Annotated in this window: 11 protein-coding genes; 10 read left to right on the top strand and 1 reads right to left on the bottom strand. The window is 69.5% G+C overall.

Annotation, left to right across the window (positions count from 1 at the left end):
• Positions 1 to 297: 297 nt before the first annotated feature.
• The 5 genes from queF (at position 298) to ACJQWM_RS13330 (ending at position 7,868) form a co-directional block, all read left to right on the top strand.
• Entirely contained in the window at positions 298 to 1,110 is an 813-nt protein-coding gene (queF, locus tag ACJQWM_RS13350) for an NADPH-dependent 7-cyano-7-deazaguanine reductase QueF (protein WP_332706597.1), read from the top strand.
• Between the two features lie 344 nt (positions 1,111 to 1,454).
• Complete coding sequence (locus tag ACJQWM_RS13345) at positions 1,455 to 2,552, top strand: putative porin (protein ID WP_332706600.1); 1,098 nt, start codon at positions 1,455 to 1,457, stop codon at positions 2,550 to 2,552.
• Positions 2,553 to 2,618: 66 nt separating this feature from the next.
• The gene (locus tag ACJQWM_RS13340) at positions 2,619 to 4,598 is read left to right on the top strand and encodes a BCCT family transporter (RefSeq protein ID WP_332706603.1); all 1,980 of its coding nucleotides are present in this window, start codon (positions 2,619 to 2,621) and stop codon (positions 4,596 to 4,598) included.
• Between the two features lie 171 nt (positions 4,599 to 4,769).
• The gene (locus tag ACJQWM_RS13335; RefSeq protein ID WP_332706606.1) at positions 4,770 to 5,486 is read left to right on the top strand and encodes a UPF0149 family protein; all 717 of its coding nucleotides are present in this window, start codon (positions 4,770 to 4,772) and stop codon (positions 5,484 to 5,486) included.
• Positions 5,487 to 5,633: 147 nt separating this feature from the next.
• On the top strand, positions 5,634 to 7,868 hold the full coding sequence (locus ACJQWM_RS13330) for an NADP-dependent isocitrate dehydrogenase (RefSeq protein ID WP_332706609.1): 2,235 nt from the start codon (positions 5,634 to 5,636) through the stop codon (positions 7,866 to 7,868).
• 231 nt (positions 7,869 to 8,099) lie between these two features.
• Here the strand turns inward: ACJQWM_RS13330 and ACJQWM_RS13325 are convergent, their stop codons facing one another.
• The gene (locus tag ACJQWM_RS13325) at positions 8,100 to 8,516 is read right to left on the bottom strand and encodes a hypothetical protein (RefSeq protein ID WP_332706612.1); all 417 of its coding nucleotides are present in this window, start codon (positions 8,514 to 8,516) and stop codon (positions 8,100 to 8,102) included.
• A 136-nt stretch (positions 8,517 to 8,652) separates the two neighbouring features.
• Here ACJQWM_RS13325 and ACJQWM_RS13320 point away from each other — a divergent pair, with 136 nt between their 5' ends.
• The 5 genes from ACJQWM_RS13320 (at position 8,653) to ACJQWM_RS13300 (ending at position 12,751) form a co-directional block, all read left to right on the top strand.
• Entirely contained in the window at positions 8,653 to 9,582 is a 930-nt protein-coding gene (locus tag ACJQWM_RS13320; RefSeq protein ID WP_332706615.1) for a LysR substrate-binding domain-containing protein, read from the top strand.
• 162 nt (positions 9,583 to 9,744) lie between these two features.
• Positions 9,745 to 10,593: a class I SAM-dependent methyltransferase gene (locus tag ACJQWM_RS13315; RefSeq protein ID WP_411306892.1), complete on the top strand. Its 849-nt coding sequence runs from the start codon at positions 9,745 to 9,747 to the stop codon at positions 10,591 to 10,593.
• Positions 10,594 to 10,606: 13 nt separating this feature from the next.
• Positions 10,607 to 10,837 (top strand): hypothetical protein, encoded by a 231-nt coding sequence (locus ACJQWM_RS13310; protein ID WP_332706619.1) that lies wholly within the window; start codon positions 10,607 to 10,609, stop codon positions 10,835 to 10,837.
• Positions 10,831 to 11,361, top strand: a complete 531-nt coding sequence (locus ACJQWM_RS13305) for a pseudouridine synthase (RefSeq protein ID WP_332706621.1) — start codon at positions 10,831 to 10,833, stop codon at positions 11,359 to 11,361. The genes ACJQWM_RS13310 and ACJQWM_RS13305 overlap by 7 nt, the downstream gene beginning before the upstream one ends.
• A gap of 298 nt (positions 11,362 to 11,659) precedes the next feature.
• Positions 11,660 to 12,751 carry a hybrid sensor histidine kinase/response regulator gene (locus ACJQWM_RS13300; protein WP_332706623.1) on the top strand — a complete coding sequence of 364 codons (1,092 nt, stop codon included), beginning with the start codon at positions 11,660 to 11,662 and terminating at the stop codon, positions 12,749 to 12,751.
• Positions 12,752 to 12,806 lie beyond the last annotated feature (55 nt).

Genomic DNA, 12,806 nt, shown 5'->3' with positions numbered 1-12,806 from the left:
TGCGGGCGTGGAGCAGCGCGGGGATTTTCCGACTCGCCATCCATGGCTCGGTCGGAAAACGGCGCACATCCATGTGCGCCGCCCCTTCGGGGTCTGTGGAGGGGCAAGGCGGCTTTATTGGCGTTCACATCAACAGCAACAGTAACGACACGGCAACGGCAACGGCAACGGCAACGGCAACGGCAACGGCAACGGCAACGGCAAATGGTTTGGCATCCGGGGATCCGACGGGTGAACTCGTCAGGATCCGCGCCCTGCGGCGCAGCACACGCCGCGCGGTGCGCGCGATAATGGGGGATGACTTCCACCGATCTGCCGCTCGGCCGCGCCGTCGACTACCCGCGCGAGTACGACCCCTCGCTACTGTTTCCGATTGCGCGCACCCTCGGCCGCCGCGAGATCGGCCTTGACGAGGCGGCGTTGCCATTCGTTGGGGTCGACCGCTGGCATGCCTATGAACTGGGCTGGCTGGATGCACGCGGCAAGCCGCGGGTCGGCACGGCCAGCTTCGAGGTGCCGGCCGACTCGCCCCACCTGGTCGAGTCCAAGTCGCTCAAGCTGTATCTCAACTCGTTCAATGCGACCCGCTTCGACAGCGATGACGAGGTGCTGGCGCGCATCGGCGCCGATCTGTCGCGCGCGGCCGGGGCCGCGGTCGCGGTCAGCTCCGGGCTGCCGCGTCTGGACCCGCACCAGCTCAACGATGCGATCGACGGGCTCGATGTCCGCATCGATCACTACGGCCCGCCGCGCGCCGAGTTCCTCCAGGCCGACAGCGACCAGGTAGTGGAGGAGACCCTGGGCAGCGCGCTGCTGAAGTCGAACTGCCCGGTCACCGGCCAGCCGGACTGGGCCCGCGTGGTGATCGGCTACCGCGGCCCGCGGCTGGATCGCGCCGGTCTGCTGCGCTACCTGGTCTCGTTCCGCGACCACTGCGAGTTCCACGAGCAGTGTGTCGAGCGCATCTTCACCGACCTGCTCGCACGGGCGCGGCCGGCGGCGCTGTCGGTGGAAGCGCGCTACACCCGCCGCGGCGGTCTGGACATCAATCCGTGGCGGGCGACGCCGGGCTGGGCGCGGCCGCAGCCGCGTCGCGACCAGCGGCAGTGATGCCCAGGGCCGAATGTTGGGGTCGCGTTCACACTGGGGCGATCTTCGCTTAACAAGTTCCGTGCCATGTTGACCCCGCAGTCCGCAGTGTCTGCGGCCGGGTCCGGCACCACCCAGGTGATGCCAGAAAACAGGCCACAACCGGCGACCTGCCAACATCTCTCTCCGCCCTCGGGCGGGCCAAGCTGGGCGCGACATCGGTCGCGCCCTTTTTTTGGCGCAACCCCTGGATCGTCCGCAGCCTCTCCGCTCACGCCTCGGCGACGGAGCCGCCGCTAGCGTGAGCCCGGCCGTGGCATCGCTACCTGCGCGCGGCCCATATCGCGGACAACAACAGGCCTCGCATGCGCATTCCGCTCGCTTCGGTCGTGGCGTTGCTGGTCGGAGCCGCCCTGCTCACGGCCCCGTCCGGCCGCGTCCGGGCGCAGGACACGGGCTTTGACCTGGGTGGCGCGGTCCGGCTCAACCATGGCTGGAAGGATTACGATCCGATCGACCCGTCCAAGTCCGACCTTGAACTGGTGCGGGTCGACCTGCAGTGCGCGCGCGGCCGTTTCATCTGCTCGGCGCAGTACCGCTGGTACGACGGTTTTTCCGCGGTCCACCACGCCTGGGTCGGGATCGCGCCGACGCCGGACCAGCAAGTCCGCGTCGGCGTGCTGCAGGCGCCGTTCGGCTTGCTGCCGTACGCCTCGCACAGTTTCTGGTTCGGCTCGGGCTACTACCTCGGGATCGAGGACGACTACGACCTCGGCGTCGCCTGGACCCATGAGTCGGAGGCCTGGCGTGGCGATGTCGCGCTGTTCGCCAGCGACGAGTACGGCACCGGCCGCGAGGACGGGCGCTACTCGTTCGATGTCGCGACCACGCTGCAGCACCCGTTCCGCGAGCGCGAGCGGCTGGTCGGGCGGATCGAGCGCACGATCGAGTCGGATACGTGGACCTGGAGGCTCGGCGGCTCGCTCTCGCTGGGCGAGGTCGAGCGCCGCCCCGACGGGCGGCGCTTCGATCACCATGCCGGCGCGCTGCACCTGGAAGCGGTGCGCGGGCCGCTGGAGCTGGAGGCGCAGTGGGCGCGCTACGACTATGACGTGCCCGGCGCGCGCATCGCGCTGACCGCGTTCCTGTTCCCGTTCGAGATCGCCGCCCGCGCCGACGTACTGACCGCCAACGCCGCCTGGACCTTCGAGCCGGCCGGCTGGTTCGATGCGATCACCTGCTACAACGACTACAGCACCACGCGCGCAAGCGGTCCGGGGCAAGCCGACTCGGTGCAGAACGTCACCGGCTGCAGCTTCGCCAAGGGCGTGATGTTCACCTACGTCGACTGGATCACCGGGCGCAACATGTGGTTCGTCGGCGGCCCCGGCATTGGCCTGGATGCGCCGGAGCGCGACCGCTGGCATTCGCGTCTTAACATCAACGTCGGCTTTTACTTCTGATGAGATGCGCCTGATGCGTTTGCTTCCGAGCCGAGCGCTTCGGGCGTCCTACCAAGTGGAGATCCCATGACCGAGCCAGCCGCCAAGCCGCCGCGCATCCGGATCAACCCGCCGGTGTTCTACACCTCGGTGGTGCTGGTGCTGGCGTTCGTGCTGATCGCGGTGATCTGGCCGGACGCATCGGAGCGCTGGTCCGCCGCGATCCAGGGTTGGGTGGTGGAGACTGCCGGCTGGTTCTACGTGCTCGCGGTGGCGGGCTTCCTGGTGTTCGTGGTGCTGCTGGCGGTGTCCGGCTACGGCCGGATTAAGCTCGGCTCGGACCATAGCGAGCCCGATTACAGCTACACCTCGTGGTTCGCGATGCTGTTCTCGGCCGGCATGGGCATCGGCCTGATGTATTTCGGAGTCGCCGAGCCGCTGATGCACTACACCTCGCCGCCGGTCGGCGACCCCGAGACCGTGGCTGCCGCGCGCCAGGCGATGCGCATCACGATGTTCCACTGGGGCGTGCACGCCTGGGCGATCTACGCGGTGGTGGGCCTGGCGCTGGCGTACTTCTCGTTCCGCCATGGCCTGCCGCTGCTGATCCGCTCGGCGCTGTATCCGCTGATCGGCGAGCGCATCTACGGGCCGATCGGCCATGCGGTCGATACCTTCGCGGTGCTCGGCACGATCTTCGGCGTCGCCACCTCGCTCGGCCTCGGCGTGATCCAGGTCAACTCGGGGCTCAACTACCTGTTCGACCTGCCGGTCGGCATCGGCATGCAGATCGGCCTGATCGCGGTGATCACTGCGATGGCGACGGTGTCGGTGGCGTTCGGGCTGGACGGTGGCATCCGCCGGGTGTCGGAGCTGAACATGGTGCTGGCGGTGGTCCTGCTGCTGTTCGTGCTGGTCACCGGGCCGACCGTGTTCCTGCTGCAGACGCTGGTCCAGAACACCGGCATGTACCTGTCGAACCTGTTCGCGATGACGTTTAATCTCTACGCCTACCAGCCGACCGGCTGGATCGGCGGCTGGACGCTGTTCTACTGGGGCTGGTGGATCGCCTGGTCGCCGTTCGTGGGCATGTTCATCGCGCGTGTCTCGCGCGGGCGCACCATCCGCGAGTTCGTGGTCGGCGTGCTGCTGGTGCCGCTGGGCTTCACCTTCCTGTGGATGACGTTCTTTGGTGACACGGCCATCCACATGGTCTTGATCCAGGGCATCGGCGGGTTGGCCGACGCGGTCGAGGCCGACAGCTCGGTGGCGCTGTTCCGGTTTTTCGAGGAGCTGCCGCTGGCCGGCATCACCTCGCTGCTGGCGACGATCCTGGTGATCACGTTCTTCGTGACCTCATCGGATTCGGGATCGCTGGTGATCGACCTGCTCACCTCCGGCGCCGCGGAGGACTCGCCGCTGTGGCAACGCGTGTTCTGGTCGGTGCTGGAGGGCGTGGTCGCGGCCGCGCTGCTGGTGGCCGGCGGGCTGGGTGCACTGCAGACCGCCTCGATCGCCAGCGCGTTGCCGTTCTCGATCGTGATGGTGGTGATCTGCTGGGGGCTGCTGCGCGCGCTGCGGATCGAGGGCCTGAAGCGCCTGAGCCTGCGCGATGCGCGGGTCGAGCCACGCGGTCCCCACGCGGCACTCGACCTGCAGCGGCGGGTCGCATCGCTGCTGCACCAGCCGCGCCAGGCCGAGGTACTGGGCTACATCCGCGACACCGTGCTGCCGGCGCTGACCGAGGTGGCCGAGGAAATGCGCAAGGGCGGGCTCGACGTCGCCGTGGAGGCTCCGGAGGATGGCCGCGCCTGGCTCGAGGTGCGCCACGGCGAGGAGGTCGACTTCTACTACTCGGTGCGCCCCCGTCCGTACGAGGCGCCCGCGTTCGTGCTGCGCGACACCGGCGCCCGACGCGCCGAGCAGCTCAAGCACTACCGCGCCGAGGTCCACCTGCGCGAGGGCGGGCGTGACTACGACATCATGGGCTGGCGGCGCGAGCACGTGATCAACGACGTGCTCGACCACTACCAGCGGCACCTGCATTTCCTCAATGCGGTGCGCTAACCGGCACGCTGCCCCGGTAGGAGCGCCCCATGGGCGCGATGCTTCTGCTTCGTCCGGACGAAAAGCAATCGCGCCCATGCTCCATACAATCATGGGGCGCTCCTACGGAAACCAGCGACGCCGCGCCCGGCGGACTACCATGCCCCTCCACGACTCCGCCGGCAGACCGCGATGACAGCCCCCGCCTACCTAGACGACGACCAGATCGAAGGCCTCGCGCAGCTGCTCGACCAGCGCGCGGTGCCGTTCAAGGGCTTCAACCTGGAGGCGCTCGATGGCTACCTGTCGGCGCTGGCGGTATCGCCCGATGAAGTGCCGATGTCCGAATGGGAGCCGCCGGTGTGGGGCAAGCCGCCGCGCTGGGACGACGAGGGCGAACGCGCGCGGATCGTGAGCCTGCTGCAGGGCCACCACAACATGGCCAGCGCGCGCGTGCGCCACGGCGATGACGACCTGCCCGACCACCTCGCCCCGTTGCTGTGGCTGCCCGAGGATCCCGAGCAGACACCCGAGCACGAGCAGGAGGACGAACTCGACGTCGGCCGCGACTGGGCGCTGGGGTTCTTCTCGGCGGTGGAGCTGCGCGAGGCCGCCTGGGACCAGTGGCTGGACGACAACGACTGGATCGAGGGGATCTTCTCGCTGCTGGACCAGCTCGCCAGCGGCGAGGTGCTGGCCGAGGACCCGACCGCGCCGGCCACCCCGATCGGCTATCAGGAGCGCCTGGAGATCATCGCCGGCCTGCCCGGGATGCTGGCCGACCTGCACCATCATCGCATCGAGGCCCTAACCCCGCGCGAGCCGATCCGCCGCGCCGACACCCCCGAGCGCAACGCGCCGTGCCCCTGCGGCAGCGGCAAGAAGTACAAGAAGTGCTGCGGGACGTAAGCGGCGCGCACCCCGCACCGTAGGAGCGGCTTCAGCCGCCCGCACATGACGCTTGCGCATGCGGTCATGCGCACACGCTTTGCCCGCGCCGGCGCCAGACGCGACAATGGCCGGCCCTGCGCCCGACCAGCAAGCGAGCCACGCCCCATGTACAGCACCCCGAAGATCATCTACACCCTGACCGATGAAGCGCCGTTGCTGGCGACCCAGTCGCTGCTGCCGATCATCGAGGCGTTCACCGGCGCGGCCGGGATCGCGGTGGAGACGCGCGACATCTCGCTGGCGGCGCGGATCATCGCGCAGTTCCCCGAGTGCCTGACCGAGGAGCAGAAGATCGGCGACCACCTGGGCGAGCTCGGCCAGTTGGCCACCACGCCCGAAGCCAACATCATCAAGCTGCCCAACATCAGCGCCTCGACCCCGCAGCTCAAGGCCGCGATCAGCGAGCTGCAGCAGCAGGGCTACGCCTTGCCGGACTACCCGGACGAGCCGGCCGACGAGCGTCAGCGCGACATCAAGGCACGCTACGGGCGGACCAAGGGCAGCGCAGTGAACCCGGTGCTGCGCGAGGGCAACTCCGATCGCCGCGCGCCGGCCTCGGTCAAGCACTACGCCCGCACCCACCCGCACCGCATGGGCGCCTGGAGCGGCGACAGCCAGTCGCACGTCGCGCACATGGACGGTGGCGACTTCTACGGCAGCGAGCAGTCCGCGCTGATCGAGCGCGCCGGCAGCCTGAAGATCGAGCTGGTCGGCAGCGACGGCAGCCGCACCGTGCTGAAGGAGCAAACGCCGGTCCAGGCCGGCGAGATCGTCGATGCCGCGGTCATGAGTGCCCGCGCGCTGGCGCGGTTCGTCGATGCGCAGATCGACGACGCGCGCGAGCAGGGCGTGCTGTTCTCGCTGCACCTGAAGGCGACCATGATGAAGGTCTCCGACCCGATCATCTTCGGTGTGGTGGTGCGCGAGTTCTACCGCGCGGTGCTGGACAAGCACGCCGCCGCGCTGCAGCAGGTCGGCTTCGATGCGAGCCACGGCATCGGCGACCTGTACGCGCGGATCGGGTCGCTGCCGGCCGATCAGCAGGCCGCGATCAAGGCCGACATCGACGCGCTGTACGCGCAGCGGCCGGCGCTGGCGATGGTCAACTCCGACAAGGGCATCACCAACCTGCACGTGCCGTCTGATGTGATCGTCGACGCCTCGATGCCGGCGATGATCCGCGACTCCGGCAAGATGTGGAATGCCGACGGCGAGCTGCACGACACCAAGGCGGTGATTCCCGACCGCAGCTATGCTGGCGTGTACCAGGCGGTGATCGAGGACTGCAAAAGGCACGGCGCGTTCGACCCGGCCACCATGGGCAGCGTGCCCAACGTCGGGCTGATGGCACAGAAGGCCGAGGAGTACGGATCCCACGACAAGACCTTCCATATCCGCGCCGCCGGCACGGTGCAGGTCCGCGACGAGGCCGGCAACGTGGTGTTTGAGCATGCGGTCGAGCCCGGCGACATCTGGCGCATGTGCCAGACCAGGGACGCGCCGATCCGCGACTGGGTCAAGCTGGCGGTGTCGCGCGCGCGCCTGAGCGGCACCCCGGCGGTGTTCTGGCTCGACCCGCAGCGCGCGCACGATGCGCAGGTGATCGCCAAGGTCGAGCGCTACCTGCAGGACCACGACCTCGCCGGACTCGACATTCGCACGCTGTCGCCGGTCGAGGCGACCCGCTTCTCGCTGGAGCGCATCCGCGCCGGACTGGACACGATCTCGGTGACCGGCAACGTGCTGCGCGACTACCTGACCGACCTGTTCCCGATCATGGAGCTGGGCACCAGCGCCAAGATGCTGTCGGTGGTGCCGCTGATGGCCGGCGGCGGCCTGTTCGAAACCGGCGCCGGCGGTTCGGCGCCCAAGCACGTGCAGCAGTTCGTCGCCGAGGACCACCTGCGCTGGGATTCGCTTGGCGAGTTCCTGGCACTGGCCGCGTCGCTGGAGCACCTGGCCGAGCGTTTCGACCTGCCCGCCGCGCGCGTGCTGGCCGATGCGCTGGACACCGCCAACGGCGCGTTCCTGGACAACAACAAGTCGCCCTCGCGCAAGTGCGGCGAGCTCGACAACCGCGGCAGTCATTTCTACCTGGCGCTGTACTGGGCCCAGGCGCTGGCCGCGCAGGACCGGGATGCCGGCCTGAAACAGCGTTTCACCGCGCTGGCCCGGGCGCTCGAGCACAACGAGACGACCATCGTCGAGGAGCTCAACAGCGTGCAGGGCGAACCGGTCGACATCGGCGGATACTACCGTCCCGATTTTGCGCGGCTCGCGCGGGCGATGCGGCCGAGCGCCACGCTCAATGCCGCGCTGGAGGCCCTGGCCGGGCACTGAGTCCGCGGCCGGCGTCCGAACGACGCGGCGCCTCACCGTAGGCTGGGCTGACATGCCCAGCGCTGCATCCGGTGCGTTGCCCAAGAGCCGCGCGAACGGGCGGCGCTGGGCTTTCCAGCCCAGCCTACCGGCACCCGCTACCGTTACCCGTTACCCGTTACCCGTTACCCGTTACCCGTTACCGGACGTTACGCCCGGCGGGTCTTGATCCGCCCTGCGATGCCTGGCGGCTCAGGCGCAGGCGCCGAGCGCGCAATCGGCAGCGAAGGTGCCGCCGCCGTGCGCGCTGCTCGCGCCGCCGAAGATGCGCCGTGAGGCCAGGCGGTTGCCGAAGCGCGGGCCGTAGGCCTCCTCCTCCTCCAGGCCCAGCCGTGAGACCGGGCGGGTGGTCGCGATCAGCGGCAGTGCCCCGTCGAACAGGCGCTCGACCGGCGCGCGCAAGACCAGCGTCGCGGCCGGGCGTGCCGGCACCGGCGCGGCGTCCGCGGGTTTCGCCGCGGCCGCGCTTGCCACCGACGCAGCGACTGCAAGCGGCACGGCGGCGGCGGGGCTCGTGCGCACCCCGTGGTTTTCGGCGGGATCATCGGCGAGGTCGCGCGGGTTGGTCACGTAGCCGTGCAGGAACAGCAGCTCTTTGTAGATGTTCATGGCTCCTCCGGAGGTGGCGAACCGTCCGAAATGGACGGCTCGTTGAATGAGTCGCAAGATAGACCCGCCGTCAGGCTTGCAAAAGCGACTGTTTTGCAAGACCACCTTGAATTTTTCTCAACTCCAGAGGCGCACGATGAGCCGCCTACCGCTGCACGCCCTGCTCGGTTTCGCCGCCGCCGCACGCAGCGGCAACCTGACCCGCGCGGCCGGGTCGATGCACCTCACGGTCAGCGCGCTGAGCCATCAGATCCGCACGCTGGAGGAGCGCCTGGACCGGCAGCTGTTCGATCGCAGCCCGCGCGGGGTGCGGCTGACCGGCGAAGGCGAACGCCTGCTGGCCAAGGTCGCCCCGCATTTGGATGCGCTCGAATTGGCGCTGCGCCCGTACGGCCCGCGCCGCGATGACGTGCTGACCCTCAGCGTGACCCCCTCGATGGCCTCGGCCTGGCTGGTGCCGCGGCTGGGCGATTTTCTGGCCGCGCACCCGCAGCTGGAAATCAACCTGCAGTCGAGCACCGCGGTGGTCAACTTCGAGCACGCGCACGGCGTCGATGCCGCGCTGCGGATCGGGCGCGGCAACTGGCCCGGGGTGGAGAGCGAGCACCTGTTCGACGAATGGGTCGCACCAATCGCCAGCCCGGCCCTGATCGCGCGCATGGGCGGGATGCCGGGACCGGACGACCTGCACCGCTGGCCGCTGCTCGGCGATCCCGATCCGCACAATCTCTGGGAGCTGTGGTTCGCGCGCCACGGCGGTCAGCCACCGCAGCGCTACGTCGCCTACTTCGACGACTCCGAGGCGCTGCACCGCGGGGCGGCGGCCGGAGTCGGCGTCGCGCTGGGCAAGTTGACCCGGGTGCGCCTGCTGATCGAAAGCGGCCAGCTGGTGGTGCTGACCGACGCGCGCCTGCAGACCGATTACGCGCACTACCTGGTCTATCCGCCACGCTCGGCCGATCACGCCGGGCTGCAGGCGCTGCGCACCTGGCTGCATGGCCAGGCGCGCGACTATGCCGCCGGCGAGCCCGGTGCCAAGCGACGTCGCCGCGCCGGCGCGTCCTGAGCACGCGCGTCCTGAGCAGCCGCGTGCCGTGCATTCCCCCGTCGGGCGCGACCACGTCCTGAACCGGCGCAGCGTGGCGTTACCATCGGCTGCGACCTGTCCGCCAGATCTCCTTCAATCAGAGGAACCGCCATGCTCCGCACTGCCACGCTCCGCAATACCATGCTTCACACCGCCATGTTCGCCGCAGCAGCCCTCGTCCTGGGCGCCTGCGCCGCCACTCCCGACAGCGACACCGCGGTGACCGGCGAGGCCGCAGTCCAGGCACGCCTGGCCGACGCCGTGTCCGGCGCCTGGCGCGATCCCGACAACGTCGCCCGCGACGGCTACCGGCACCCGCGCGAGACGCTCGGGTTCTTCGGCGTCGCCCCCGACCACACCGTGGTCGAGATCACCCCCGGCGGCGGCTGGTACGCCGAGATCCTGGCGCCGTACCTGCGCCAGGACGGCCAGTACGTCGCCGCGGTGGTCGACCCGATGGCGCTGCCCGAAGGCGGCGGGCGCGACTACCAGCAGCGCAGCCGCAGCGGGCTGGAGGCGAAGTTCGCCGCGGCCCCCGCGCAGTACGACCGCGCGCAGGTGGTGGCCTTCGATCCGGCCGCGCCGGTGTTCGGGCCGGACGGTTCGGCCGACGTGGTGCTGACCTTCCGCAACGTGCACAACTGGCGCAGCAACGGGCGGGCCGAGGGCATGTTCGAGGGCTTCTTCGACGTGCTCAGGCCCGGCGGCACGCTCGGCGTGGTCGAGCACCGCGCCGCCGGCAACGTCGCGGCCGACGACCAGTCCGGCTATGTCGGCCAGGACCAGGTGATCGCACTGGCCGAGGCGGCCGGCTTCAACCTGGATGCGCGCAGCGAGATCAACGCCAATCTTCGCGACACCAAAGACCACCCCGATGGCGTGTGGATGCTGCCGCCGGGCAACCGGCACGAGGCGGCCGATGCGGCCAGGTACCAAGCAATCGGTGAGAGCGACCGCATGACCCTGCGCTTCGTCAAACCGCGCGGCTGACCGGCCGCACGCGATGGCGTCCACCGCGCCCTCGCGGCTGCCCTCCGATCCGCGCCTGGTCGCGACGCGCCTGGACCTGGCGCGCGTCACCCGGCGCGGCGTCGCGACGGTGTTGGTGGCAACCCTGTTGCAGTGGGCGTGGCCGTGGCGCAGCAACCTGCTGGTCGCGCTCGGCATGGGCGCCTGCTACGCCTTGGCCGCGGCCGGGGTGTGGCGCGAGAACCGCCGCGTGCCCGGATGCTGATTGCGTTCAACAAGCCGTTCGGCGTGCTGTGCCAGTTCACCGATACCGGGCAGGCGCGGCCGACGCTGGCCGGGTTCGGCCTGCCGCCGCAGGTCTATCCCGCCGGCCGCCTGGATTTCGACAGCGAGGGCCTGTTGCTGCTGACCGACGACGGCGCGCTCGCGCACCGGCTGACCGACCCGCGCCACAAGCAGCCCAAGTGCTACTGGGTGCAGGTCGAAGGCGCGCCGCAAGCCGGCCAGCTCGATGCGCTGCGGCGCGGGCCGGTACTCAAGGACGGCCCGACCCGACCGGCGCAGGTGGAGCACATCGAGGCACCGGCATTGTGGCCGCGTGACCCGCCGGTACGCTTCCGCAAGACCGTACCCGATGCGTGGCTGGCATTGACCATCAGCGAAGGCCGCAACCGCCAGGTGCGGCGCATGACCGCGGCGGTCGGGCTGCCGACACTGCGGCTGGTACGGGTGGCGGTCGGCCCGCATCGGCTGGAGCGACTGCAGCCGGGCCAGTGGCGCGAGCTCTGAGGCGCCTGCACGGGGCGGAGGACCGGGCCGTTCGCCGTTCGCCGTATCGATGCAAGCAAGCACTCGGGCGGGCGCAGGCGCGGCGCAGCGGTCCGCAACCGGCGCAGCCATTGCCGGTACGCGGCCGGAAACGCGTTGGCAGAATGAGCAAGGTCACCCGCTTTAAATGAATCATTCAGCTATTTGAGCGTGGCGGCCGGTTCCGCTGCACACGATTCTGCTACCTTTTTCGCCTGTTCAGGATGCCGAGGGGGCGGTCTTCAACGACCGCGGCCGTAGGCAAGGGAAATGCAGCGCAATGGCCACACCCGCAAGTTCCGGTCGCATCCTCGTCGTCGACGACCAGGCAGCCAACCTGCGGGTGGTCGACAACCTGCTCACGCGCCAGGGTTACGAGGTGATCACCGCCGACCACGGCGAGCACGCGCTGAGCCAGTTCGCGCAGCTGCAGCCCGATTTGGTGCTGCTGGACATGATGATGCCGGGCATGGACGGCTTCGAGGTGCTGGCGGCGATGCGCGCCGGTACCCCGTCGCTGCGGGTGCCGGTGGTGTTCGTGACCGCCGCGCAGGATCGCGAGCTGCTGCTGCGCGCTTTCGATGCCGGAGTGGTCGACTACGTCACCAAACCGTTCCTGCCCGAGGAGCTGCTGGCCCGGGTCAATGCGCACATCGGACTGAAGATGACCCGCGACCGCCTCGAGCGGGTCGCGCGCGAGCGCGAGGAGCTGGTCAACCTGGTCGCGCACGATCTCAAGAACCCGCTGACCAGCGTGCTGTTCGCCAGCGACGTATTGCGCAACGGCGGCTGCAAGCCCGAGCGCGTGCCGCGCTACCTGCAGATGATCCACGAGAGCGCCACCGACGCGCTCGGCTACATCCGCCACTACCTGGAAAGCCAGGCCGACTCCGGCAAGCGCGATCAGCGTGCCTGCGCCGGACTGGATGCGACGCTGCACTGGCTGCTGCGGCGCTACGAGATGCAGTTGGAAGCCTGCGGGATCGCGGTCGAGGTGGTGCGGCCGCCGGCGGAGGCGCAGGTCGCGATCGACGAGCGCGTGCTGCGCCAGGTCAGCGAGAACCTGATCACCAACGCGATCAAGTACGCTCCCGGCAGCGCACTGTCGATCACCGGTCGCGCCGGTGCGCCGGGCTATTGGCAGCTGGTAGTGGCCGACCGCGGCCCGGGCATCGCCCCGAACCTGCGGCGCGAGCTGTTCAAGCCGTTCACCCGGCTGCACCACCGCGACGACGGCATCTCCAGCGGGCTGGGCCTGTCGCTGGCCAAGCAGATCATCGACGATGCCGGCGGCCAGCTGTGGTACGAGGCGCGCAAGCACGGCGGCGCACGGTTCGTGATCGAGTTGCCCGAAGCCACCGTGGAGTGCTGAGGCAGACGCGCGTCGATCCGTCGATCCGGTCGCGCGCGCCTGTACGCTCGCCTGT

It is taken from the genome of Novilysobacter longmucuonensis (assembly GCF_046600735.1).
In the GTDB taxonomy this organism is placed as follows: domain Bacteria; phylum Pseudomonadota; class Gammaproteobacteria; order Xanthomonadales; family Xanthomonadaceae; genus Novilysobacter_A; species Novilysobacter_A longmucuonensis.
Note: the sequence above shows the minus strand (reverse complement) of the source record. Positions and strands in the feature narration are given on the sequence as shown.